Source organism: Acinetobacter kookii (assembly GCF_900096895.1).
Lineage (GTDB): Bacteria > Pseudomonadota > Gammaproteobacteria > Pseudomonadales > Moraxellaceae > Acinetobacter > Acinetobacter kookii.
This window is the reverse complement of record NZ_FMYO01000003.1, coordinates 236,707-260,448: the sequence shown is the minus strand read 5'-3', so window position 1 is coordinate 260,448 and position 23,742 is coordinate 236,707. Positions and strand designations below refer to the sequence as shown.

25 protein-coding genes are annotated in these 23,742 nt (G+C 42.0%); 9 read left to right on the top strand and 16 right to left on the bottom strand.

What is annotated here, in order from left to right; all coding sequences use genetic code 11:
• Positions 1 to 18: 18 nt before the first annotated feature.
• The 5 genes from ispD to BLP85_RS07360 are packed head-to-tail and all read right to left on the bottom strand — an operon-like array spanning position 19 to position 5,001.
• Entirely contained in the window at positions 19 to 717 is a 699-nt protein-coding gene (gene ispD, locus BLP85_RS07380; protein ID WP_228143264.1) for a 2-C-methyl-D-erythritol 4-phosphate cytidylyltransferase, read from the bottom strand.
• Complete coding sequence (locus BLP85_RS07375) at positions 707 to 1,111, bottom strand: septum formation initiator family protein (protein ID WP_092819468.1); 405 nt, start codon at positions 1,109 to 1,111, stop codon at positions 707 to 709. The genes ispD and BLP85_RS07375 overlap by 11 nt, the downstream gene beginning before the upstream one ends.
• A gap of 9 nt (positions 1,112 to 1,120) precedes the next feature.
• Positions 1,121 to 2,410 (bottom strand): phosphopyruvate hydratase, encoded by a 1,290-nt coding sequence (gene eno, locus BLP85_RS07370; protein ID WP_092819467.1) that lies wholly within the window; start codon positions 2,408 to 2,410, stop codon positions 1,121 to 1,123.
• Between the two features lie 60 nt (positions 2,411 to 2,470).
• Positions 2,471 to 3,328, bottom strand: coding sequence for a 3-deoxy-8-phosphooctulonate synthase (gene kdsA, locus BLP85_RS07365; protein WP_092819466.1), 858 nt, complete (start codon positions 3,326 to 3,328; stop codon positions 2,471 to 2,473).
• A gap of 32 nt (positions 3,329 to 3,360) precedes the next feature.
• Positions 3,361 to 5,001 (bottom strand): CTP synthase, encoded by a 1,641-nt coding sequence (locus tag BLP85_RS07360; RefSeq protein ID WP_092819465.1) that lies wholly within the window; start codon positions 4,999 to 5,001, stop codon positions 3,361 to 3,363.
• Positions 5,002 to 5,227: 226 nt separating this feature from the next.
• Between BLP85_RS07360 and BLP85_RS07355 the strand changes: the two genes are divergently transcribed.
• From BLP85_RS07355 to BLP85_RS07345, 3 genes are all read left to right on the top strand, one after another.
• Entirely contained in the window at positions 5,228 to 5,644 is a 417-nt protein-coding gene (locus BLP85_RS07355; RefSeq protein ID WP_092819464.1) for an internalin, read from the top strand.
• A gap of 253 nt (positions 5,645 to 5,897) precedes the next feature.
• On the top strand, positions 5,898 to 6,374 hold the full coding sequence (locus BLP85_RS07350; protein WP_092819463.1) for a CinA family protein: 477 nt from the start codon (positions 5,898 to 5,900) through the stop codon (positions 6,372 to 6,374).
• A gap of 2 nt (positions 6,375 to 6,376) precedes the next feature.
• Positions 6,377 to 7,000: an aminotransferase gene (locus BLP85_RS07345; protein WP_092819462.1), complete on the top strand. Its 624-nt coding sequence runs from the start codon at positions 6,377 to 6,379 to the stop codon at positions 6,998 to 7,000.
• A gap of 33 nt (positions 7,001 to 7,033) precedes the next feature.
• On the opposite strand, the gene prpC is transcribed toward BLP85_RS07345, so the two are convergent.
• Together prpC and prpB are read right to left on the bottom strand one after the other, a co-directional pair.
• Positions 7,034 to 8,170: a bifunctional 2-methylcitrate synthase/citrate synthase gene (gene prpC / locus BLP85_RS07340; RefSeq protein ID WP_092819461.1), complete on the bottom strand. Its 1,137-nt coding sequence runs from the start codon at positions 8,168 to 8,170 to the stop codon at positions 7,034 to 7,036.
• A gap of 37 nt (positions 8,171 to 8,207) precedes the next feature.
• Entirely contained in the window at positions 8,208 to 9,083 is an 876-nt protein-coding gene (gene prpB, locus BLP85_RS07335) for a methylisocitrate lyase (RefSeq protein WP_092819460.1), read from the bottom strand.
• Between the two features lie 246 nt (positions 9,084 to 9,329).
• Here prpB and BLP85_RS07330 point away from each other — a divergent pair, with 246 nt between their 5' ends.
• The 3 genes from BLP85_RS07330 to BLP85_RS07320 all read left to right on the top strand — a co-directional run bounded on the left by BLP85_RS07330 (position 9,330) and on the right by BLP85_RS07320 (position 11,584).
• Complete coding sequence (locus tag BLP85_RS07330) at positions 9,330 to 9,980, top strand: TetR/AcrR family transcriptional regulator (RefSeq protein WP_092819459.1); 651 nt, start codon at positions 9,330 to 9,332, stop codon at positions 9,978 to 9,980.
• A 112-nt stretch (positions 9,981 to 10,092) separates the two neighbouring features.
• Positions 10,093 to 11,013, top strand: coding sequence for an ornithine carbamoyltransferase (argF, locus tag BLP85_RS07325; protein ID WP_092819458.1), 921 nt, complete (start codon positions 10,093 to 10,095; stop codon positions 11,011 to 11,013).
• A gap of 100 nt (positions 11,014 to 11,113) precedes the next feature.
• A complete protein-coding gene (locus BLP85_RS07320) occupies positions 11,114 to 11,584 on the top strand; it encodes a hypothetical protein (RefSeq protein WP_228143263.1) in 471 nt (156 codons plus the stop codon).
• Between the two features lie 25 nt (positions 11,585 to 11,609).
• Here BLP85_RS07320 and BLP85_RS07315 read toward each other — a convergent pair whose 3' ends face one another.
• From BLP85_RS07315 to rpiA, 8 genes are all read right to left on the bottom strand, one after another.
• Positions 11,610 to 11,963, bottom strand: a complete 354-nt coding sequence (locus BLP85_RS07315) for a YnfA family protein (RefSeq protein WP_092819457.1) — start codon at positions 11,961 to 11,963, stop codon at positions 11,610 to 11,612.
• A 104-nt stretch (positions 11,964 to 12,067) separates the two neighbouring features.
• Positions 12,068 to 14,344 (bottom strand): ATP-dependent Clp protease ATP-binding subunit ClpA, encoded by a 2,277-nt coding sequence (gene clpA / locus BLP85_RS07310; RefSeq protein ID WP_092819456.1) that lies wholly within the window; start codon positions 14,342 to 14,344, stop codon positions 12,068 to 12,070.
• A 9-nt stretch (positions 14,345 to 14,353) separates the two neighbouring features.
• Positions 14,354 to 14,776 (bottom strand): ATP-dependent Clp protease adapter ClpS, encoded by a 423-nt coding sequence (clpS, locus tag BLP85_RS07305; RefSeq protein ID WP_092819455.1) that lies wholly within the window; start codon positions 14,774 to 14,776, stop codon positions 14,354 to 14,356.
• Positions 14,777 to 14,794: 18 nt separating this feature from the next.
• Positions 14,795 to 15,556, bottom strand: coding sequence for a DUF6776 family protein (locus BLP85_RS07300; RefSeq protein ID WP_171259681.1), 762 nt, complete (start codon positions 15,554 to 15,556; stop codon positions 14,795 to 14,797).
• A gap of 72 nt (positions 15,557 to 15,628) precedes the next feature.
• On the bottom strand, positions 15,629 to 16,684 hold the full coding sequence (argC, locus tag BLP85_RS07295; RefSeq protein WP_171259673.1) for an N-acetyl-gamma-glutamyl-phosphate reductase: 1,056 nt from the start codon (positions 16,682 to 16,684) through the stop codon (positions 15,629 to 15,631).
• A 189-nt stretch (positions 16,685 to 16,873) separates the two neighbouring features.
• On the bottom strand, positions 16,874 to 17,656 hold the full coding sequence (locus BLP85_RS07290; protein WP_092819453.1) for a hypothetical protein: 783 nt from the start codon (positions 17,654 to 17,656) through the stop codon (positions 16,874 to 16,876).
• A gap of 86 nt (positions 17,657 to 17,742) precedes the next feature.
• Positions 17,743 to 18,411 carry a M48 family metallopeptidase gene (locus BLP85_RS07285; RefSeq protein WP_092819452.1) on the bottom strand — a complete coding sequence of 223 codons (669 nt, stop codon included), beginning with the start codon at positions 18,409 to 18,411 and terminating at the stop codon, positions 17,743 to 17,745.
• 107 nt (positions 18,412 to 18,518) lie between these two features.
• Positions 18,519 to 19,190: a ribose-5-phosphate isomerase RpiA gene (gene rpiA / locus BLP85_RS07280; RefSeq protein ID WP_092819451.1), complete on the bottom strand. Its 672-nt coding sequence runs from the start codon at positions 19,188 to 19,190 to the stop codon at positions 18,519 to 18,521.
• Between the two features lie 107 nt (positions 19,191 to 19,297).
• Here rpiA and ilvA point away from each other — a divergent pair, with 107 nt between their 5' ends.
• Positions 19,298 to 20,836: a threonine ammonia-lyase, biosynthetic gene (ilvA, locus tag BLP85_RS07275; protein ID WP_092819450.1), complete on the top strand. Its 1,539-nt coding sequence runs from the start codon at positions 19,298 to 19,300 to the stop codon at positions 20,834 to 20,836.
• A gap of 57 nt (positions 20,837 to 20,893) precedes the next feature.
• On the opposite strand, the gene BLP85_RS07270 is transcribed toward ilvA, so the two are convergent.
• Positions 20,894 to 21,439, bottom strand: a complete 546-nt coding sequence (locus BLP85_RS07270) for a hypothetical protein (RefSeq protein WP_092819449.1) — start codon at positions 21,437 to 21,439, stop codon at positions 20,894 to 20,896.
• Between the two features lie 292 nt (positions 21,440 to 21,731).
• On the opposite strand from BLP85_RS07270, the gene BLP85_RS07265 reads away from it, so the two are divergent.
• Together BLP85_RS07265 and BLP85_RS07260 are read left to right on the top strand one after the other, a co-directional pair.
• Positions 21,732 to 22,382: a potassium channel family protein gene (locus BLP85_RS07265; protein WP_092819448.1), complete on the top strand. Its 651-nt coding sequence runs from the start codon at positions 21,732 to 21,734 to the stop codon at positions 22,380 to 22,382.
• 3 nt (positions 22,383 to 22,385) lie between these two features.
• Positions 22,386 to 23,726, top strand: coding sequence for a TrkH family potassium uptake protein (locus BLP85_RS07260; protein ID WP_092819447.1), 1,341 nt, complete (start codon positions 22,386 to 22,388; stop codon positions 23,724 to 23,726).
• Positions 23,727 to 23,742 lie beyond the last annotated feature (16 nt).

The window sequence follows — 23,742 nt, the reverse complement described above, 5'->3', positions numbered from 1 at the left end:
ATTTTTATCTTGTAGACTTTAAACTGCTTGCTGGGAAACCAAGATTAAACGTGCCAGTTCCAGATCATCGGCATAAGTAATTTTAATATTATCTGATCGGCCCTGTACCACTTTCACCTGCTCCCCCACGTATTCCAAAGCACTGGCTTCATCGGTAATGGTCATGCCATCCTGCAAGGCTTTTTCAATCGCATGCTTTAAGATGCCTAATCTTGAAATTTGGGGGGTCTGCGCTTGCCATAAATGGTCGCGGCTGACCGTCTTCGCAATCGCATTGTCCTGTGTCACATATTTTAAAGTGTCACGCACGGGAATTGCCAAAATCGCACTGCAATTGTCCTGAATGGCCGTATTGACCAAACGCTGCAAGCAGTCTTGGGTTACACAAGGACGTGCGGCATCATGGACAAACACCCAATCCTCTGCAGCTGCAAATGCTTCAAGATAGCTTAAAGCATTGAGAACCGAATTCACCCGCTCTGCGCCGCCCGGACAAAAATGGGCCTTTTCAGGATGGGAGAATGTTAAGGTTTTTGCCACATCGTCCTGTGCCCCAATAGCAAGAACATAACCTGCCAGCGGCAACTGGTTCAGACGTGCAACGGTATGTTCAAGGACGGTTCGACCTTGAATCTGCTGATATTGTTTAAGTTCAGTTTTAGAAAAACGGCTTCCGGAACCAGCGGCAGGAATCACTGCCCAAATTTTATGGTCCACTTTCTACGGGTGCTCCAGTGTCATTTTCATTGGTTCTTAAATCAACTTTGGCATTGGGGTCAATATAAATCGGTTTATAGTGAGTACCAATGGTGCTCATTTGCACAAAAGTTTCATGTGGCTTAATCAAGCCCAAGTCTAAACGCGCATGCTCTTCAATGGCTTCAATACCATTTTTCAAGTCATAGACTTCAGCAGCCAGAACCCGGTTACGTTCTTTGAGCTCCGTATTTAATTCTGTTTGTTGTTGAATTTTTTGGGCCAGTTTTTGATGGTCATGGTAACCACCTTCACCAAACCAGAATAAGTACTGAAACCCTGCGATCAAAATGATCGCAAGGCCCAATAATGCTTTACTCACTTTGGAGTCAAATACATTGAATAGAGATAGCATGATATGTGCTTAGTTCAAACCTTTGAACTCAGCTTTACCGCGATATGCAGCATTCGTCAATTCTTCGATACGAAGTAATTGGTTATATTTTGCTACACGGTCAGAACGACAAAGTGAACCTGTCTTGATTTGACCCGCTGCTGTACCTACAGCAAGATCCGCAATAGTCGAATCTTCAGTTTCGCCTGAACGGTGAGAAATTACTGTAGAGTAACCATTTGCCTTAGCAAGGTAGATGGCATCTAGAGTTTCAGTCAAGGTACCGATCTGGTTGTATTTGATCAGGATTGAGTTAGCAACTTTCTCGTTGATACCTCGTTGTAGAATCTTAGGATTGGTTACGAACAAGTCATCACCCACCAACTGGATTTTGTCGCCAAGGATAGAAGTCAGGTAAGACCAGCCTTCCCAGTCAGATTCGTCCAGACCATCTTCAATCGAGATGATTGGATATTGGTTTACAAGACCAGCCAGGTAGTCAGAGAACTGGTTGCTTGTGAATGCTTTGTTGCCTTCGCCAGCAAGGATGTATTGACCATTTTTGTAGAATTCTGAAGATGCACAGTCAAGCGCAAGCATAATGTCAGAACCCGCTTTGTAGCCAGTTTTTTCAATTGCTTCAAGAATAACCGTGATCGCTTCTTCGTTTGAGCGAAGGTTTGGCGCGAAACCGCCTTCATCACCTACTGCAGTGTTTAAACCTTGTTTCTTTAAAACTGATTTTAAAGAATGGAAAATTTCAGCACCCGCGCGAAGCGCTTCAGAGAATGAAGTAAAGCCCACTGGCTCAATCATGAACTCTTGAATATCAACGTTATTGTCCGCGTGTGAACCACCGTTCAGGATGTTCATCATTGGAACAGGCATGGTTAAAATGCTGTTGTTACGAAGGTCTGCGATATATTGGAAAAGAGGAATTTTCTTTTCGTCAGCAGCAGCGCGTGCAGCAGCCAAAGATACCGCTAGAGTTGCGTTAGCACCTAGTTTTTCTTTGTTTTCCGTACCGTCAAGCGCGATCATGGTGTTATCAATATCTTTTTGTTCAAAGACTGATTTACCCAATAATGCATCACGAATTACTGTGTTAACGTTGTTAACAGCAGTTCTAACGCCTTTACCCAAGTAACGTGATTTATCACCGTCACGAAGTTCTAAAGCTTCACGAGAACCAGTTGAAGCACCCGATGGTGCACATGCACGGCCAACTACGCCAGATGCCAAGATTACGTCTGCTTCGATGGTTGGGTTACCACGAGAGTCCAAAATTTCACGTGCACGAATGTCAACGATTTGACTCATGAACAATTCCTCAGTTGATGAATAACGCGATGCTTTAGAAGGCATCAAGGTGTATATAATTTAGTGTGTATCCAGCTTTTTGAAACCTTTGACCAAGGTATCCAATTCTTTCAGCTGTGCCAGGAATGGCTCAAGTTGCGACATACGAAGTGCGCAAGGACCATCACATTTGGCATGTTCAGGATCTGGATGAGCTTCCAGGAATAAACCGGCAAGACCAGTGGCCATACCCGCACGAGCCAGAGTGGTAATTTGCGCACGGCGACCGCCCGCAGAATCCGCACGACCGCCCGGCGTTTGCAGCGCGTGGGTGACATCGAAGAATACCGGCACATTCATTTCTTTCATGATGTCGAAGCCCAGCATGTCTACAACCAGGTTGTTATAGCCAAATGCCGAACCGCGTTCACAAAGAATCAGCTTGTCATTTCCGGCTTCCAGACACTTATGCAGAATATGACGCATTTCGTGTGGCGCCAGGAACTGGGCTTTTTTGATGTTAATGATGGCTTGGGTTTTTGCCATGGCTTCAACCAGGTCAGTCTGACGGCTCAAGAATGCCGGAAGCTGGATAATGTCCGCCACTTCAGCCACAGGCGCGGCCTGGTAAGGTTCATGTACATCGGTAATGATGGGTACATTGAAGTGTTTTTTAATGTCCGCTAACCACTCGATCCCTTTTTCCAAGCCTGGGCCACGGAAAGAGTTCAAGCTTGAACGGTTGGCTTTATCAAAACTTGCCTTAAACACGTAAGGAATTTCCAGACGCTTGCAGATATCCACATAAGTTTCTGCAATTTCAAAAGCAAGGTCTTTTGACTCAAGTACATTCATTCCGCCGAATAATACAAATGGCAAGTGATTTGCCATTTGTATATCGCCTAAACGTACAATTTCTTGTGGTTTTAATTGCGACATTTAAACTTTCCTAGTTTAGTCTTGCCCAGCCATTATTTGGTTTTTTGGTACTGTTTTTTCGCAGCATCAATAAAGCTGGCAAATAACGGATGCCCATCACGTGGTGAACTTGTAAATTCCGGGTGGAATTGTACAGCAATAAACCAAGGATGTTGAGGAATTTCAACTGTTTCTACCAAATGTTGTACTGGTGAATAACCTGAAATCTTCATGCCTTTCTCTTCTAGAGCAGGAATGAAACGGTTGTTCATTTCGTAACGGTGACGGTGACGTTCGATAATTTCATTCGAACCATACACTTCTGCAGTTTTTGTACCTGCAACCAGTTCAGATTTTTGCGCACCTAGACGCATGGTGCCGCCAAGATCAGAATCTACAGAACGCTGTTGAACTTCACCGCGCTCATCCAGCCATTCAGTGATCAGACCAATCAACGGTGATTTGGTTGAACGGTTGAATTCTGTTGAAGACGCATCAGTGATACCTGCTACGTTACGCGCGTATTCGATTACTGCCAACTGCATACCTAAACAGATACCCAGGAATGGTACACCGTTTTCACGTGCATATTTGATTGCCAGCATTTTGCCTTCAGTGCCACGCTCACCAAAACCGCCTGGAACCAGAATGGCATCTGCATCTTTAAGCGCTTCATTTACATCTTGGCTTTCAAGATCTTCAGCATTGACATAGTCAATTTGGACTTTGACGCGGTTTTTAATGCCCGCATGAAGCAGCGCTTCGTTTACAGATTTATATGCATCTGGAAGCTCAACATATTTACCAACCATTGCAACACGAACTGTGTATTCAGGGTTTAATAAAGCTTCTACGACATTGTCCCAGTCTGAAAGATCCGCTTCAGGCAGGTCGTTATAACCAAAACGTTCACAAATTAAATCGTCAACATCCTGTTCATAGAAAGTGCGCGGGATTTGATAAATAGTACGTGCATCTTTACAGACCACAACCGCACGCGCTTCCACGTTAGTGAATAGTGCAATTTTACGGGTTGTATCTGCATCTACATCATGCTCGGTACGGCAGATCAAGATGTCAGGTTGAATACCAATAGACAACAGCTCTTTCACAGAGTGCTGGGTCGGCTTGGTTTTGAGTTCTGCTGCTGACTTGATGTATGGAAGCAAAGTCAAGTGCATCAGCATGGTGCGTTTATGACCAAGTTCTACCATTAACTGACGTACAGATTCCATGAATGGGAGAGATTCGATGTCACCTACTGTTCCGCCAATTTCCACAATTGCAACGTCATAGCCTTCACCAGCGCGAAGAACACGTTCTTTAATATTATCGGTAATATGTGGAATAACCTGAACTGTACCACCCAGATAGTCACCACGACGTTCTTTATTTAAAACGTCCTGATAAACACGACCTGATGTGAAGTTGTTCAGTTTGGTCATTTTCGCACGACGTAAGAAACGTTCGTAATAACCCAAGTCTAAGTCAGTTTCAGCACCATCCTCTGTGACAAAAACTTCACCATGTTGGAACGGACTCATCGTCCCTGGATCGACATTAATGTATGGATCCATTTTGACCATGGTCACTTTTAAACCACGGGCTTCTAAAAGCGCAGCCACAGATGCAGCTGAAATACCTTTACCTAGTGATGATACAACACCACCAGTAACGAAAATAAAATGGGTCATTAAGTTTCTCGTACAATGGAGCCTAAATTGGCCTACAATGTTGTGCGATTTTACTTTACTCTGTACCAATAAAGCAAAGTCATTCCGCATCAATTCATAGAACAATAAACAATTGGTTATTCTATCAGCATTTCCGATAAAAAATTAGGGTAAGCTGATAGGATTTTTAAATTCGTATTTGCTGTTATAATGGCGACATCCAATTAATGCTTTATTTTGTGCGATTATGAATAACAAACTTTTACTTTGTGGTGCTATTGCAGCAAGTTTACTTTTAACAGCGTGTGTAAAAAAAGAAAGCCCTGAAGATGAGCAAGAACAGGTTGAAACAACTCAACAAACCGAGCAAGTGAATCAGCCTGCACAAGCTGTACCTTTGGAAGCTGTTGAAGATAATGACACCCAGGTTCCAGCACAAGTAGAAGTTGAACGTGAAGAAACGCCAAATACGACGACAACCATTCGTCGTGAAGTGCGTGAAGCCCCTCAACCAACTGCGGCTGAAACGGCTAAACCTGAAGCACCAAAAGCTGAACCAAAACCTGCTTCAGAAGCCCCGGCCAAATCAAATAATGAAGCTCAGACTGAGGATGATGCTGTTGCTGCTGCAATTGCTGCTGCAACACCTGCACTGGATCAATAATCCAGTCAGTTTCAACAACCCGTCTTTATGGCGGGTTTTTTATTGTGGTGTATGAGAGATCAATAATAATTTATAGATTCTAAATAAATTTTTTATTTAAAAATAATCGAGATAAAGTTAAACACAAAATAAGATGGTTTAAAAAGTACGATCCAAAAATGAAAAATTGGTTTCTGTCTTTAGTCCATGTAAGGGATGTTTCCCCAAGACTAAAAAGCAGAACGAATAACCATTTATCTTGAGACATAAACCCATGCTAAAACAATGTTGTGATTTACTCGAAACACGTCAGTTAAAAATTGCTTTTATCGAAAGTGCCAGCTCGGGCTATCTTTCCAGTCAGTTTTCTATTTGCAAAAACAGTGGCGCCGAGATTTTACTGGGTGGACTGGTCAGTTATGACCCCTCAATCAAGATTGATATCCTGCATATTGATGCTGAGCTGATAGAAAAATACACCGCCGAGTCTGCTGAAGTCACAGAAGCAATGGCAAGGCAAGGAAAAAATCTGTTTACTCAAGCCGATATTATTGTGGCTTGCACGGGTTTACTCAAACCTGGCGGTAGCGCAACACAAAGTAAACCTGAAGGCACATTTTTCACCTCAATTTTATATTTAAATAAAATACACAATTTTCAATATTTTATTGAGGGTACGCCTTTAAAACGTCTTGAGGTTTTAACTCAATATATTGCAGATGAAGTCACCCAACTCATTCAGGGAATTTAAGCATGTTTAACAGTAAAACTTTCGCATTGAGTCTGATACTGCTGCCCTGCACCTGTTTTGCAACCGTAGGTGGCCCTCAAAATCTTGAAGTGTTGGGCTATGAAAGCAAAGAGCAAAAAGTCTATCTGCTTAAACATTATCTGGATGGTCGTGGTCGCCTGCCGCAGCTTTATTATTATCAGTTTAAAAACACCAAATACCCAGAAAAGCTGATTCAGGTGAATTCGCTGTATATCAATCCTAAAACCAGGAAAATTGATTATGACCAAGATAGTCGGCAGTTCGATAAGGAAATAGCAAAAATTAAAACGCGGCTTAACCCTCTTGCCCCACTCCCTCAATCGGGCATCAAAATTCAGGTATTAAAGAAAATCACCTCTAAAGAGAAATCCTGGTATGACCCGAAACAATATATTCCGAAATATACTTATACATACCAACTCAGCAGTCAAAACTTGAAAAGCCAGATCCATCAGGCAATCATTTATCGCTACGGATTAAGCATATCCCAAGCCTACAAGATTCCCCAACAACAGAAGATTCTAGCGGTAGTTAAATACCTGGGCATTCCTTTTGAAACAGGTTACACCATTGAAGATCCGGTTTTACTGACTGTAAAAAAATAAAGCCTCTTACGAGGCTTTATTCATGCTTTTATCTTAAGCTGCAGTTCGCTCTGCAATTGGAACCACTTTACGCAGTTCAGGACCAGTATAATCCGCGCTTGGACGGATAATACGGTTGTCTGCACGCTGTTCCATCACATGTGCTGCCCAGCCTGTTACACGACTCATCACAAAGATTGGCGTGAACAGTTTGGTTGCAATCCCCATGAAGTGGTAAGCAGATGCATGGAAGAAGTCCGCATTACAGAACAGTTTCTTCTCGCGCCACATCACTTCTTCACAGCGTACTGATACCGGATAAAGTACGGTATCACCTACATCTTTAGCCAGACGCTCAGACCAGATCTTGATGATGCCATTACGTGGATCATTGTCTTTATAGATGGCATGACCAAAGCCCATGATCTTTTCTTTACGCTCCAGCTTGCCCAGCATTTCGCGTTCAGCTTCTTCTGGAGATGTCCAGTTTTCAATCATTTCCATCGCTGCTTCATTGGCACCGCCGTGTAATGGACCACGCAGTGAACCAATGGCACCGGTAATACATGAGTGCATATCAGACAAGGTCGATGCACACACGCGCGCAGTAAATGTAGATGCGTTGAATTCATGCTCTGCATAAAGAATCAGCGATACATTCATCACCTGCTCATGCAGTTCATTCGGTTTTTCACCACGAAGTAAGTGCAGGAATTGTGCACCGATTGAATCATCATCAGTATTTTCTTCAATGCGCACGCCATCGTGGCTATAACGATACCAATAGCAGATGATTGCAGGTAAAGTCGCCAAAATACGGTCGGCAACATCTTGCTGCTCATCAAAAGATTTTTCAGTTTCCAGATTGCCTAGCATGGACACACCGGTACGCATCACATCCATCGGATGCGAATCTGCCGGAATGCGCTCCAATACTTCTTTCAATGCTTGTGGAAGCTGACGTAAAGATTTCAATTTGGCCTTATAAGCCGCAAGCTGTTCAGTCGTTGGCAATTCACCAAAGAAGATAAGATAAGCCACTTCTTCAAATTGGCAATTTTCCGCCAGATCCTGCACATCATAACCACGATAGGTTAAGCCTGCGCCACTCTTACCAACAGTAGAAAGTGCGGTTTTACCTGCAACCTGTCCACGTAATCCTGCACCTGTCAGTACTTTTCCTTCAGCCATTTTTAATTCTCCATTTTGAATTATTTATTTAAAAAACTTATTTAAACAGTTTATCTAAAGTGTTCTCAAACGTATGATAATCAAGAAACTCGTAAAGCTCTTTACGCTGTTGCATCTTGTCCAGTACATTCACTTGCGTACCGTTTTCACGGATAGAACGCATCACTTCCAGTGCCGCTTTCTGCATTGCACGTGTCGCAGACAGTGGATACAGCACCATACGAATGCCTTGCTCACCCAATTCGTCTACAGTGTAATAAGGCGTATCACCAAATTCGGTAATATTTGCCAATACCGGCACGCCTACTGCATCGCAGACAGTTTTATACATGGTAATGTCGGTCATTGCCTCAGCAAAAATCGCATCTGCACCCGCTTCCACACATGCACATGCACGGTCAATTACCGCTTGCAAACCTTCTTTTTGCAAGGCATCGGTACGTGCCATCACCACAAAGTTCGAATCGGTTTTGGCATCCACTGCCGCCTTAATACGGTCGACCATTTCCTGCTGTGACACGATTTCCTTGTTTGGACGGTGACCACAACGCTTTTGTGCAACCTGATCTTCGATATGAACTGCTGCTGCACCAGCCGCAATCATCTGTTTAATGGTACGGGCAATGTTAAATGCGCCCCCCCATCCTGTATCAATATCTACAAGAAGCGGTGTGTCTACACGTTCGGTAATACGACGTACATCTTCAAGAACATTGTCTAAACTGGTCATACCCAGGTCAGGCAGGCCATAAGAATAGTTGGCAACGCCTGCGCCCGATACATAAATGGCTTTATAACCTACTTCTTTTGCCATCATGGCTGCATAGGCATTCACTGTGCCGATAATTTGTAATGGCTTTTCCACTTCCAGTGCTTGTCTAAATCTTAAGCCTGCAGACATTTGTTGTGTCATCTTCCTTTCCACAGTTTCACTTTATTTATCGAAGTTTGAGTATATCCATAAACCCCTGTGTGACCATGACTATTTAGAATCTTTACTCTATAACTTTAGTCAAATATTCAGCAAAACTATAGTAATATTTCGTTTCTTCATAATTGTTTCAAAATAAGACAACGCCTTTATTTCAAGAAATGTGTGCATATTTTTGCTATGATTGCAATTGATTTCATTTTTTAATTATTGAAGCCAATACGCCCTATGCAAGAACTCGCTCAATTAGAACCACTCGCTCGTGATACACCGCAAACAAAACGTGGTCATGAACGATGTCTGGCGCTTTTACTCAGTGCCAATGAGCTATTTTTGAAACATGGTTATGATGCTGTGTCTCTGGATGATATTGTCAATCATGCAGGCGGTTCCAAAGCTTCAATTTATAAATTTTTCGGCAATAAAGAAGGCCTATTCACCGCGATTTGCGATTATCGTCGGGAACAGTTTTTTAAAGACATTTGCATCCCGTTTGAACACGGCAAAGATGATCTTCGTGCCTATTTAATTCAAACCCTGATGAATGTTAAACAGCACTTGATGCTTCCAGAGAATGCTGCCTTCCTTCGCTTAATCATTGAACAGACACAGCGCAGCCCACAACTCGCCCTCTACATTCACGAACAGGGTCCAAAGCATATTCAAATTGCTATAGCCAATGCGCTAACCAAAGCAGATGAAATCGGGATGATTCACTGCAAACAACCGATTTATTCTGCTCAACTGTATTTTGGCATTATCCGTAATATTGAATGGTGCGTGCTCATGGGTGTTCCAATCGGTGAAAATGATCAAGAAACCATCAATTACATCACTTATTGTGTAGATCGCTTCCTGGAAGGTCATCAACCTCATTAGATTTTTTGCAATTTGTCTCGCATATAGTATATTAGCCGATTCCGTATTTTTTCTTAACCAACCAGCAACTAATTGCTGATGATTTTTTTCAGCGGTTATTGTGGAGTAAATGATGGCTCTCCGTCACTTTCTGACTTTACGTGATTTATCGACTTTAGAACTTAACCAGATTTTGCAACGCGGGATTGAACTCAAGCGTAAGCAGCATAACAATGAAGTTTTCCAACCTTTCGTTGGTAAAGTCATGGGTATGATTTTTGAAAAATCCAGTACTCGTACACGCGTTTCGTTTGAAGCTGGCATGAGTCAATTCGGTGGTAGCGCAATTTTCCTTTCTTCACGCGACTCCCAACTTGGTCGCGGTGAGCCAGTTGAAGATTCGGCACGCGTGATATCGAGCATGCTGGATATCGTGATGATCCGTACTTTTGGCCATGACATCGTTGAGCGTTTTGCTTCTTATTCAAAAGTACCTGTAATCAATGCATTAACAGATGATCACCATCCTTGCCAATTATTGGCTGACATGCAAACTTACCTCGAACATCGTGGTTCAATTGAAGGTAAAACCGTTGCCTGGATTGGTGATGGCAATAACATGTGCAACTCTTATATTGAAGCTGCGCACATGTGGGGCTTTAAACTTAAAATTGCAGCGCCTAAAGGCTATGAGCCGCAAGAAAAATTCCTGACCGAATTTGCGCATTGTGTCGAACTTGTCGATTCGGCTGAAGATGCAGCGGTAAATGCCGACCTGATCGTGACTGATGTCTGGGCGAGCATGGGCCAGGAAGAAGAGCAAAAAATCCGTGAAAAAGCCTTTGCTGATTATCAGGTCAATGAGCGTTTAATGGATCTTGCACACCCGGATTGCCTGTTCATGCACTGCTTACCCGCTCACCGCGGCGAAGAAATTTCAGAAAACATGCTCGACCACAAAAATGCCGTGGTTTGGGATGAAGCTGAAAACCGCCTGCATGCACAAAAAGCGCTGGTTGAATTCTTGTTAAACGAGAATTTAAAACAAGATTAAATTTTCGAACTAAAGTTTTCTAAAAAAGTACCTTCGGGTGCTTTTTTTATGCCTATAAATTGTTTAATTTAGATCATAAACATTTTAAGTGATGATGATCATGCCATTTAAAACAATATTTTTTTGTTTCAGTACTTTTCTCATATTCAATACCGCACATGCCAAAGCCACCGAACTTGATCAATATTTTGTTAAAAAGCAGATTCTGGATTCATCTTATAAAATTAAAGACCGCAAAGCCCTAAATGAAATTTTAGATGTAATCAGTGATGAAGATTCGCGCACCCTGCCTTTCCAGATCGATCAAAACATGTTGATGGAAAAGTACCAAATGAGCGCGAATGAAGTAAAGATTGAAAGCATTATCACCACGCCTGATTTTGCCCAGTTTGCTCAGGATGTGGGGGATAAGGAAGTCAAAAAACTGCTGAGAAAAAATATCCTGCAAAACTGCAGCTTATTGTTTGAAAACGAATTTCAGCGTGTCAATCCCTACCATGTTGAATTAAAGTTGTCATCAGAAAGTAAAAACTATGACTTTAAAATTAAAAATAGTGAATGTTCTTTTTAAGAGAGTATCTTGATACGTTAGTTGACTAACGTATCAAACCTTGCGGCTGTAAAATAATAAGCATCGCACCCAGTATGACCACCAATCCTCCTAGCATATCCCAACGTGTCAGAGTGACATGATCAACAAAACGTAGCCACATTAAAGCGGTAAAAATATAAATGCCGCCATAGGCTGCATAAATTCGCCCCGAGGCAGCAGGATGCAAAGTCAGCAACCAGACAAATACCGCCAAAGCCAAAGCCGTAGGCAACCATAACCAATGGGATTTTCCTTGATTCAGAATCAGATAAGGGAAATAACAGCCTAAAATCTCCATCACAGCAGTGACTAAAAATAATAGGCATGTGGTAATAACCTTATTCAGTTGAATATCCATAATTTTAAATTTTCAGTTTTTCTATCTTCAGGAAAGGATCAGAATGCGAGCAAGTAAAATAAAATAACCCGTGCAAACACGGGTTATTTTATTCATTGGCTTGATTAAGCAGGTTCCGCTGTTTGATCTTCAAACACTTCCAGTTTCAGGCCGACCGCTTTACCATTTTCTTTCTTCACAGAAACCGCAACATTACCGCCATGTTCTGCCAATTCACCAAATAGAATCATTTCAGCAAGCGGTTTTTTCAGGTGTTCCTGAATCAGGCGTTGCATTGGACGAGCACCCATCAAACGATCATAGCCATTTTCAGCCATCCATTCACGTGCACTCTTATCCACTTCAAGAATGACTTTTTTGTCATCCAGCTGTGCTTGAAGTTCAGTCAGGAATTTATCCACGACATTTTCAATAATTGTGGTTGGCAATGCCTTGAATTGGATCACCCCATCCAGACGGTTACGGAATTCTGGAGAGAATGCGCGTTTCATCGCTTCCTGATTGTCATTGCTGTTGTCTTGCTCTCTAAAACCGATGCTGACGCGTGAAATGCTCTCCGCACCGATATTGGTGGTGAGCACCAGAATCACATTACGGAAATCTGACTTGCGACCATTATTATCTGTTAAGGAGCCATGATCCATAATTTGCAACAATAAGTTGAATACATCCGGATGTGCTTTTTCAATTTCATCCAGCAGCAATACACAATGTGGACTCTTATGAATCGCATCGGTCAGCAAACCACCCTGATCGAAACCCACATATCCCGGAGGTGCACCAATTAAACGCGAAACTGCATGACGCTCCATATATTCCGACATATCGAAACGGACCAGTTCTACGCCCAACAGTTTTGCCAATTGCTTGGTTACTTCAGTTTTACCTACCCCGGTTGGACCTGCAAAAACAAAGCTACCAACCGGTTTATCCGGTGATTTCAAGCCGGCACGTGATAATTTAATCGCTGAAGACAATGCCTCAATCGCTTCATCCTGACCAAACACCACACGTTTAAGATCACGCTCAAGATTGGAAAGCACCGTTTTGTCATCTTTGGATACGGTTTTCGGTGGAATACGCGCAATCTTGGAGATTATATCTTCAATGTTTTCAACCGTGATTAACGTATCGTCTTGCTCAGCTTTCAAACGGCGCTGAGCCCCTGCCTCATCAATCACATCAATAGCTTTGTCTGGCAAGAAACGGTCATTAATAAACTTGGCTGATAACTCCACTGCAGAAACCAAAGCTTTATCTTCATACTGCACGTGATGAAAATCTTCAAACTTGGATTTTAAGCCACGCAAGATATCAATGGTTTCTGGAATAGAAGGTTCATTGACATCAATTTTCTGGAAACGGCGAGACAATGCATGATCTTTTTCAAACACCTGACGGTATTCCTGAAAAGTGGTTGAACCGATGCAACGTAAAGTTCCATTCGATAATGCCGGCTTGATTAAATTTGATGCATCCATGGTGCTGCCCATACTTGAGCCAGCGCCAATAATCATGTGAATTTCATCAATAAATAGCACCGCTTCCGGTTTCTTTTTTAACGCATTCAGCAATTGTTTCAGGCGCTTTTCAAAGTCACCGCGATATTTGGTTCCTGCAACCAAGGCACCAATATCCAGACTATATACTTCTGCATTTGCAAGTGGCTTAGGTGCTTTACCGTTAACGATCAACCAAGCCAAGCCTTCTGCAATTGAGGTCTTACCCACACCCGGATCACCGACCAGCAAGGGATTGTTTTTACGGCGACGGCATAAAATTTGTGCCGTACGTTCGATTTCTTTTTCGCGCCCGATCAAAGGATCTGTTTTGCCTTTTTGCGCTTCCACATTCAAATTGGTGGTGTATAAATCCAGTGGACCTGCATTTGACGAACTTGATGTTTCTCCATCCAGCTCTTCCACTTCCTCTTCAGCCTGTACGTCTTCTTTACGTGTACCGTGAGATAAATATTGAGTTAATGTTAAACGGTTAATTTGATGGCGTTTAAGCAAGTAAACCGCAAAAGAATCACGTTCAGAATACATTGCAACAAGAATGTCTGCACCTTCAACCGTACGATCACCACCGCTGGATTGCACATGGAAAATTGCACGTTGCAGAATACGGTCAAAACTTTCAGTCGGATGTGGCGCCTGATCGCTATGTTCGCCTAATTTAGGGGTGTGTTGCTCAACATATTCTTCCAGTTCTTTACGAAGAACGATAATGTCTGCTCCACATGCTTTCAGCGCATTTACCGCAGAGTCATTATCCAGTAAAGCCAACAATAAATGTTCAACCGTGAGAAACTCATGTCTCTTTTGACGAGCCATGCTGACAGCCAAACGTAAGGATACTTCTAATTGACGACTGAGCATGTAATCCCCTTAATCTTTTGGCTCAATCTGGCAAAGTAATGGATGACCTTGAGACCGAGCATAATTATTGACTTGGTTCGCTTTCGTTTCCGCAATGTCTCGTGGATAAACGCCTGCAACACCTTTCCCTTCATAATGTACAGTTAGCATTACTTGGGTCGCTTGGTCAAGATTCAAAGCAAAGTATTGTTGTAAAATTTCAATTACAAAGTCCATAGGGGTGTAATCGTCATTCATTAAGACGACAGCATACAAGGGTGGACGTTTTAATTCAGGGGGAGCGGTTTGTACCGCAATATCCCCGTCAGTCCCTTCTGAATCATCCTGCGAGTCATTACTTAAGCGTGGACTAATATGCCAGTCGACATATCCCGATTGATGAAAAGAATTCTTGAGGGTGTTTAAACAATGATGACGCTTATTCATTCGCATAGGATTTTTAATTCACATTTATTGTGCATTTGCTTCTGCTTGAGGAATTTCAGAAATAAATGCCGATTGACTCTCTATCGGTTTGCCACGACCCCAACTAAAACGTTTAATCACTGGTGTACTTGTTGCACCGCTTAAACGCACTTCAATGAATTGTGGCGTAAAGCCTTTAGGCATGGTCCAGCGTCCGGTTAAGCGTTCATAATCTTCAAAGTTAAAGTTTTTGTCTTCCATAGGAACCACTAAAACTTCAGTGCCTTGAATCAAGCGCAACTCTACAGTTCCGGAAATCCCCCGTCGATTCGGACTGACTTGAACCAGATCAAGTTGATATTCATAAGCATTTTCCGGCAAGGGCTTAATGCCGATATTTTGTATGGTCAGGCTTAAACCACCACGCTGGCGTAACACTTCCCGGTAGATTGCAGCCAAACCTTCAGACTGGGCCTTATCTTCACGAGCCTGATTCAAAGCAACAAACAAATCATTTGAATTGCTGACTGCAACATCACGTTCCTGTACAGCCAGATTCAAATTCTTGTTCAGTGTTTGCAAACTGCTCTTTTGCTTTTGTACCACTTCGACCAGCTGTTCTGCATCTGCTTCATAGCCCACTGCAGTCAAACCTTGCCGATGCCCAACCGAATAACCCAATAAACCACTGCCTGCTACCAAAATGGCAGCACCAATTGCCAACGGCAAATTCCCTTTTAAAAAAGGTTTTTTACTCAGGAAAGACAGCTGTGACGGAGTATTTGATTCAGTATTCGGCATCGTCATCTCTAATTTTGATTCATTCAAAGCACACATTTAAATCCAAATCCAAATGTGTGTGAAGTCGAAAAACGTTTTTTATGGTAATAAACCAATTCCAGCAAGACCTGCATTTTCAGCAAAGCCAAACATCAGGTTCATATTTTGTACCGCCTGTCCTGCCGCACCTTTCACCAGATTGTCCTGTACAGATAACACAATCAGTTTTTTCGGTTGCGGTTTATACAAGGCAATTCGGAGCTGGTTCGCACCACGCACCGAACGTGTTTCTGGCGAGCTGTTGGCAGGCATTACATCCACAAACTGTTCATTGGCATAAAACTGTTCATACAGGCTTTGCAAGTCCGCAGCATCCCCTGCATCTGTCAAATCAATATAGATCGTGCTGAGCATGCCACGGATCATCGGCACCAAATGCGGTACAAAGACGATGTGATCGAACACGCCCTTTTGACCGGAAATATTTTCCAGTGCTTCCACAATTTCAGGATGATGACGGTGACCTGCAACGCCATAGGCCTTAAAGTTATCGGCATTTTCAGAATAAATCATGCCCAGGCTGGCTTTACGACCTGCACCAGACACCCCGGATTTCGCATCAATAATAATGCTTTCCGGTTTCACCAATGCTTCAGTTTGTTTAAATAATGGTGCAAGACCAAGTTGCACAGTGGTTGGATAGCAACCCGGGTTACCAATCACCTTGGCATTTTTAATTTTGTCACGGTTCAGTTCTGACAGACCGTAAACGGAATCTTTTAAAATATCTGGGCAGGAATGCTCAAGACCATACCATTTTTCAAATTGTGCCAAGTCCTGTAAGCGGAAATCTGCCGCCAAGTCGATGACTTTAGTATTCGCTGCCACCAGTTCTTCCGCATGTTTCATGGCTACACCATGTGGGGTTGCAAAGAAAACCACATCGCATTTTTTCAGCTCATCAATGTTCAAATCTGAATACTGAAGGTCGGTATGACCACGCAAGCTTGGGAACATGTCATCGACACGGCGACCATTTTCGGTACGTGATGTCAGTACATTTACCTGTACATTTGGGTGTCGTAGTAAAAGACGCAACAATTCAACGCCTGTATAACCTGTACCACCGACAATACCAACAGTAATCACGATCACTACCTCAAATCAAAAGTTTCCATTTCGTAACTGCGTAGTATGACAGGAAGTTCACGTTTTCTAAACTGTTTTGCTCGGTGTTGGTGGTTTTTTATCATGTTATCTTCATATAATTTTTTTTGCGTTAAGTTTGCAAACACACTTCAAGGTTAACTATTTTGATTAGAAAAAAATGGACTGTACTACCCTTCATCTAATGGATAATTCAGAAACCTTATTAGCAGTAGAAGAAAAAACCAAATCATATGATCTGCAATCATATTTATAAATATTATAAGAAGTAAAAAGTTCCGCATATTTACAATCGATTAAAAATTTATTTATGATTTTCTCATCGAGTTTAAAATCTACAGGAATACCAATTTTATTATAATCAAATGACCAATCATTCTCTAAAAATCCAGATTCATGTATAAATGTCGTATGCACTTTATCTTCAAATCTGTATATAAGTACATAGCTAAAATTGCCTGAATGAACAATACCATTAAACTTTGAAATAGATTTCATTATTCTTCTAAAATCGCTATTTAGCAAATTTCTATTATAAAAATGAGATTTACACTTTATTAAACCATTTACAGACTCAATTAATATTTCAGCATCAATATATTCAGGATAATATGCATCAGCCCCAATAAATAAATTACTATAAGCTTCAGTATTAACAGCAATAGACTCATAAGGTTTAAGAATTAATGGTGGATTACATTCACACAATGTCAACAACAACTCTTTATCAAAAACGGCATGAATTGCATATATAGGTACTGGCTTATCTTTTTTGTTTGTTAAGACAAGATCATCAATTCTAGTAGAAGATAATCTATCACTGCTCACCTTAAAACTACATACAATATTATTTCCTATTTTTTTCCAATAAAAAAATAGCGCCAATAAAGTACTTATCAAAACAATTAATGGACGAAAGTTAGTATCTATGTAACTAATAAATTGCTGAAATATTTCCATTTTATCTTTAATTCTTTAAGGTTTATCAGTATATTAATCGAAAATATAAACATAAAATATCAATTTTCATATCTTAACTTATTAACTCACCACCAATACGGCATTGGAGTACTTTTTAAAATTTTGCGATGTTGCTGATAATTGGCATCATGTTTCCCCACCTCTGCCCAAAACCTTGGACTATGGTCAAAATGCCGGGTATGTGCCAGCTCATGCACACAGACATAACGGATCACCTGTTCAGGAAACAACACCAACCCACCATTCAACATAATGTCATGTTTGGCCGAGCAACTCCCCCAGCGCGTTTTCGGTTGTCGGATTGAACATTTTCCAAAATTCAGCTGACATTCCTGGCTGGTTTGCTCTAAGTAAATGGGCAAATGCTGCTTGGCATAAGCAATTACGAAAGCTTTTAAATATTGTTCAGGCTGACGGTCACTAATGAATAGCTGTAAATTCTGATCATCGAAAATAAATGAGTGTTTTTGAACTTGATAAATAATCTGTAAAGGTTGCTCTAAATTAAAAAGCTTTAGTTCATTCGGCAATATCTGCTGCTGTATATGCTGTGCTTGCTGTTGCCAGGTTTTCAGCAACCATTCTTCAGCCTGATCCAGAAAGTTTTGAATTTTTTGCTTGCTGCACAGTAACGGCACAGTTAAACGAATTTGGGCCGAGTCAACACGCAAGCGCAAACGTTTCGCTCGCGCATGACGGATAATCTGGATTTCAGGTAGATTGTTTAGGGTCATTTGTTTTTTTAATCTCCCCCCAACCCCTCTTTTTCAAAGAGGGGCTTTTAAAAGTCCCCCTTTAGCAAAGAGGGATTTAGGGGGATTCTATCTATTGAATTAATGGATTAAACCGCAGTACGCTCTTCAATGCCGTTGTCTGTGGCAACTACAGCAATATCGGCTTTATTCAACGCAAAAATACCGTTACACACCACACCTGGAATGTTGTTAATGGTTTTTTCAAGTTCAAGCGCATTCAAGATATTCAGGTTGTGCACATCTAGAATCACATTGCCGTTATCTGTCACTACACCTTCACGGTAAACCGGGTCACCGCCGAGTGAAACAATTTTACGGGCTACCGCAGAACGCGCCATTGGAATGACCTCTACAGGAAGCGGGAAATCACGGCCCAATTGCTCAACCCATTTTGAATCATCCACGATACAGACAAATTTCTTTGCAATCGATGCCACGATTTTTTCACGGGTCAGTGCAGCGCCGCCGCCTTTAATCATATGCATGTGACGGTCAATTTCGTCAGCGCCATCTACATAGGCATCCAGACCACCTACAGAGTTCATGTCGACCACTTCAATGCCCAATTTTTTCAGACGCTCGGCAGTCGCTTCAGAACTTGCAACCGCAGCTTCCAGTTGCAATTCTGGCAATAATTCAATGAGGAAGTTCACTGTACTTCCTGTACCTACTCCCAAAATCCCGCCTTTAGGCAAGTGTTTTAAAGCGGCTTTTGCAGCAGCTTGTTTCTTTTCATCTTGGGTAGCATACAGACTCATAACTTGGCTCAACTATTTTTTGACATTTGTTGCTGATTTAACAGCCCAAATGTACAGGGGTTTGTTACAATAAAGGCCTATTTTAAACTGTTAGATGGAAAATTAACATGCTGTCTCGTTTGGTTCGACAAATATTACAAGCAACGGTGTATGACGTTGCAATCGAAACTCCACTCGAAGCAGCGCCACGAATTAGTGAAAAGCTAAACAACAACATTCGCTTTAAACGCGAAGATTTGCAACCTGTCTTTTCCTTTAAACTACGCGGTGCCTACAACCGTATTAGTCAATTACCGAAATCTCAGTTGGAACGTGGCGTTATTACGGCTTCAGCAGGTAACCATGCACAAGGTGTGGCCCTATCTGGTAAAAAACTGGGAATTCGCGCCATTATTGTCATGCCAAAAACCACGCCTGACATTAAAGTCCAGGCAGTAAAACGTTTGGGTGGTGAAGTGGTCTTGCACGGCGATTCTTTCGATGTGGCCAACAGATATGCGATTCAACGCGCTACCGAAGATGGCATGACCTTTATTCCACCTTATGACGATGAACTGGTGATGGCCGGTCAAGGCACCATTGCCAATGAAATTTTGCGTCAATGGCGTGATGTGGAATATGTATTTGTTGCCGTTGGCGGTGGCGGTTTGATTGCCGGTGTTGCAGCTTACCTGGGCGATGTTGCGCCACACGTAAAAGTCATTCCGGTGGAATATGATGAATCGGCATGTTTAAAAGCTGCATTTGAAGCCAATGAACGTGTGATTTTACCTTCGGTAGGTTTATTTGCTGATGGTACTGCGGTCGCTCAAATTGGTGAAAAACCGTTTGATGTGATTCGCATGCAAAAATCAGACAATTCGGGTCCAATTGTTGAACCTGATGTAGTACTGGTGAACACAGACGAGATCTGTGCTGCAATTAAAGATACCTATGACGAATGCCGCAGCATTGTAGAACCTTCAGGTGCCATGGCACTGGCGGGAATCAAGAAATATGTAGCTGAACATAAACTTGAAGGCAAAAACATGGTGTCGATCGTTTGCGGTGCCAACATGAACTTCGACCGCCTGCGCTATATTGCCGAACGTACAGAGCTCGGTGAACGCAAAGAAGCCATTTTTGCCGTGACCATTCCAGAAGAAAAAGGTTCATTCCTGAATTTCTGCCGTGCCCTGCAAGGCCGTAATATCACGGAATTTAACTATCGCGCCAGTGATGCCAGTGCTGCACAGGTTTTTGTCGGCATCAGCTTGAAAGGTGGTGAAAAAGAACGTCACGACATTTATGAAACCTTGAAAGTTCAATACGATGTAGATGACCTGTCTGATGATGAAGTGGCAAAACTGCATATCCGCTATCTGGTCGGTGGTCATGCAGACATTGAAAATGAACGTCTGTTCCGTGTGGAATTTCCAGAACGCCCAGGTGCCTTACTCACCTTCCTGGAACGTTTAGGACCTACCCACAACATTACCCTGTTCCACTACCGTAACCACGGTGCAGCCGAAGGTCGTGTACTTGTAGGACTTGAAGCAGAAGATGCTCAACAAAATCCAGATGGTTTAATCGAAACCTTGGAAAGTATCACCTATCCATATGCAGAAATTACCAACAACCTCGGTTATCAGCGTTTCTTGAAATAAGCCCACTCATTAAAAAAGAGCCATTCATTGGCTCTTTTTTTAGAATTCAAATGGTTTTCAAGTCGATCTTAAGCAGTCCAGTTTTATATAATGTTCTATACAAATCCCTTCATGCTTAAATTGTTTTGAGAAGGACTTACAGAATTTATGGATTCTGACATCTTCATCGGGCACGGCCATCCAATAGGCCGTTTCGGCATAAATAATCAACAATTCAAAATTTTGCAACTTTAAAAAAGTATAAATTTCCTCAAAAACAATATCAAAAACATGGGCATTTACATTGTAGTATTTTCCAATGACCTCTTTATGCTTCTGATAATGCTGATATAAAGGCGTGGCCCTGTTACGAATGCTTTGCTGGATTAACCCCATATCAATATTTTTATGCTGCAACATTGCGCATCGTTCCAATCCATTTTCATAAGGATTTTCAACGTCTATGGACATTAAATAGGCATGCTCATGCTGGCCTGCCTGTTCAGTGGAAAGCCATGTCCGAAATTGCTGAAAATCACCTCTATATTTTTTCTTTGGAATTTCCTGATGTTTCAGCAATGGATACCATCCCTGTAATATCTTAAAAATCTTTTTATCATCCATTTTCATTCCCTATAAAAATAGAATTATGCCTATAAAGATATAGCAGTTTTTTGACCATCTCATGACATACTGCAATTCACACTCTTCACAATTAATCACAATTCACCAATTTATAGATTTATGCCTAAAAACATTCGGGTCATACAGGTCAATGCTTTTCAAAATAAGCCTTTGTTATTAATAATTTTGTAAGCTGGATAGCTGAACGAACCATAAAATTATAAAATTAGTGTATAGATCCATAACACCTCATGAATCAAAACCATATAAAAATGGATAAGGAATACGTTGCATGGCATTATTTGCAGTCATTGGTTTAGGTAGCTTTGGTTCCACCATTGCAACCCAGCTGGTCAGCTTAAATCACGATGTGATTGGTATCGATAACAACAAAAGAAATGTTGAGAGCATTTCAGATCAAATCACCCATGCTGTCATTGCAGATGCCACTGATGAACATGTACTCAGAGAACTGAATATTCAAAACTGTGAAGCCGTGGTAGTAGCGATTGGCGAAGACATTGAAGCCAGTATTCTATGTGTGCTGCATCTGAAAAACATGGGCATGAACAAAATTTGGGCCAAAGCCAAATCCAAAGCGCATCACATGATTTTGACCCATCTGGGCGTCAGTAAAATTATTCACCCGGAAGAAGATATGGGTACCCGCGTAGCCCAGTCATTAAGCTACCCGATGGTCAGCCGTTATATGGGTCTGGAAGACAATCACTTCATTGTCAAAATCGAGATTAAAGCCAGCTTGAAGGGTGAGCGCTTCAATCACCTGATGGGCAATATTCCGGCAATTAAAACCATTCTGCACAAACGCGGCAAGGAAATTTTATATAACATTGATCCTAATTTAATCCTGCAAGAAGGTGATATCTTAGTCGTGGAGGGTGAACTTGAACCCTTAAGAAAACTGTCTGCCCGGTTTAAATAAAATATGAATCAAGCGCAAAACAAAAGCCCTAACACGATTAACCTGAGCCCTCCAAGCTTACTGGCGCTGGGTTTCTTGAGCTTTATTATAGTCGGAACCTTATTGCTCAAACTCCCCATTTCGCATCATGGTGAATTAAGCTGGCTCAATGCCCTGTTCACTTCAACCTCTGCCGTGACCATTACCGGGCTGTCTGTGGTCAATGTTGGAGAAGCCTATACCACCTTTGGCAAGATCGTCATTATGCTGTTACTGCAAAGTGGCGGCCTGGGTTTTATGACCTTTGCCATACTGGCTGCGCTGAGTCTTTCCTCTAATATCAGGCTCAAACAGCAAATGATGGCACAGGAAACCATCGGCCAGACCAGCCTGGCCAAAGTGTCATTCACCATTAAAGGCGTGCTGTTATATTCTCTGTTTTTTGAGGCGATTGGCACATTTATTTTAACCATTGCCTGGATGCAGGAATACGATTTTTCCCGTGCCTTTTTTTATGCGGCTTTTTATAGTGTTTCCGCGTTTAATAACGGCGGGTTTTCCCTGTTTCCCAACAGTTTGATGAGTTTTGCGGATCATTACCTGATTACCTTTACCATCAGTATGCTTTACATTATTGGCGGTATTGGCTTTGTGGTGCTGATGGATATCAAGCGTGCCCGACGCTGGAAAACATTAAGCCCCAATAGCAAACTGATGCTCTCCACCATTGCAGGCTTGAACCTGTTTGCTTTTATTGTGATTTGGGCTTTGGAAGCCAATAATCCGCTCACCCTATCCAGCATGAGCCTGGGGGATCAAGCCTTGAATGCCTGGTTCCATGCCACCGTACCACGCTCATCCGGGTTTAACAGTTTAGATGTAGCCAGCATGACAGATGCCTCTACACTGGTGACCATGATTTTGATGTTTATTGGGGGTGGTTCTTTAAGTACCGCTGGGGGTATTAAAGTCGGGACTTTTATTATTGTGATTTTAAGCGTGATTACCTTCTTACGCCGTTCTGAAGAATTACGGGTATTTAATCATTCTGTTTCAAAAGCGACTTCATTTAAGGCGTTTGCCGTCCTGTCCATTACGGCGATCTTGATATTTTTAGGATCGTTTACACTTCTTATTCTGGAGCCGAACAAAGACTTTCTGGATTTACTCTTCGAAGCGGTTTCAGCCGCCTGTACAGTCGGACTATCACGGGGCATCACCAGTGAATTACAGCCTGCTAGTCTGTTTGCTTTAATTTTGCTGATGTTCGCGGGTCGTTTGGGACCTCTGACGCTGGCCTACCTGATTGCCACCCCGAAAAAGAGCCGTTTGAAACATCCACCAGCAGATATTCAAATCGGTTAAACCCGATTCAATAAAA

Coding starts and splice junctions, on each gene's coding strand:
- BLP85_RS07375 (WP_092819468.1), bottom strand. CDS start 1,111: ATGCTATCTCTATTCAATGTATTTGACTCCAAAGTGAGTAAAGCATTA.
- eno (WP_092819467.1), bottom strand. CDS start 2,410: ATGAGTCAAATCGTTGACATTCGTGCACGTGAAATTTTGGACTCTCGT.
- kdsA (WP_092819466.1), bottom strand. CDS start 3,328: ATGTCGCAATTAAAACCACAAGAAATTGTACGTTTAGGCGATATACAA.
- BLP85_RS07360 (WP_092819465.1), bottom strand. CDS start 5,001: ATGACCCATTTTATTTTCGTTACTGGTGGTGTTGTATCATCACTAGGT.
- BLP85_RS07355 (WP_092819464.1), top strand. CDS start 5,228: ATGAATAACAAACTTTTACTTTGTGGTGCTATTGCAGCAAGTTTACTT.
- BLP85_RS07350 (WP_092819463.1), top strand. CDS start 5,898: ATGCTAAAACAATGTTGTGATTTACTCGAAACACGTCAGTTAAAAATT.
- BLP85_RS07345 (WP_092819462.1), top strand. CDS start 6,377: ATGTTTAACAGTAAAACTTTCGCATTGAGTCTGATACTGCTGCCCTGC.
- prpC (WP_092819461.1), bottom strand. CDS start 8,170: ATGGCTGAAGGAAAAGTACTGACAGGTGCAGGATTACGTGGACAGGTT.
- prpB (WP_092819460.1), bottom strand. CDS start 9,083: ATGACACAACAAATGTCTGCAGGCTTAAGATTTAGACAAGCACTGGAA.
- BLP85_RS07330 (WP_092819459.1), top strand. CDS start 9,330: ATGCAAGAACTCGCTCAATTAGAACCACTCGCTCGTGATACACCGCAA.
- argF (WP_092819458.1), top strand. CDS start 10,093: ATGGCTCTCCGTCACTTTCTGACTTTACGTGATTTATCGACTTTAGAA.
- BLP85_RS07320 (WP_228143263.1), top strand. CDS start 11,114: ATGCCATTTAAAACAATATTTTTTTGTTTCAGTACTTTTCTCATATTC.
- BLP85_RS07315 (WP_092819457.1), bottom strand. CDS start 11,963: ATGGATATTCAACTGAATAAGGTTATTACCACATGCCTATTATTTTTA.
- clpA (WP_092819456.1), bottom strand. CDS start 14,344: ATGCTCAGTCGTCAATTAGAAGTATCCTTACGTTTGGCTGTCAGCATG.
- clpS (WP_092819455.1), bottom strand. CDS start 14,776: ATGCGAATGAATAAGCGTCATCATTGTTTAAACACCCTCAAGAATTCT.
- BLP85_RS07300 (WP_171259681.1), bottom strand. CDS start 15,556: ATGACGATGCCGAATACTGAATCAAATACTCCGTCACAGCTGTCTTTC.
- BLP85_RS07290 (WP_092819453.1), bottom strand. CDS start 17,656: ATGGAAATATTTCAGCAATTTATTAGTTACATAGATACTAACTTTCGT.
- BLP85_RS07285 (WP_092819452.1), bottom strand. CDS start 18,411: ATGACCCTAAACAATCTACCTGAAATCCAGATTATCCGTCATGCGCGA.
- rpiA (WP_092819451.1), bottom strand. CDS start 19,190: ATGAGTCTGTATGCTACCCAAGATGAAAAGAAACAAGCTGCTGCAAAA.
- ilvA (WP_092819450.1), top strand. CDS start 19,298: ATGCTGTCTCGTTTGGTTCGACAAATATTACAAGCAACGGTGTATGAC.
- BLP85_RS07270 (WP_092819449.1), bottom strand. CDS start 21,439: ATGGATGATAAAAAGATTTTTAAGATATTACAGGGATGGTATCCATTG.
- BLP85_RS07265 (WP_092819448.1), top strand. CDS start 21,732: ATGGCATTATTTGCAGTCATTGGTTTAGGTAGCTTTGGTTCCACCATT.
- BLP85_RS07260 (WP_092819447.1), top strand. CDS start 22,386: ATGAATCAAGCGCAAAACAAAAGCCCTAACACGATTAACCTGAGCCCT.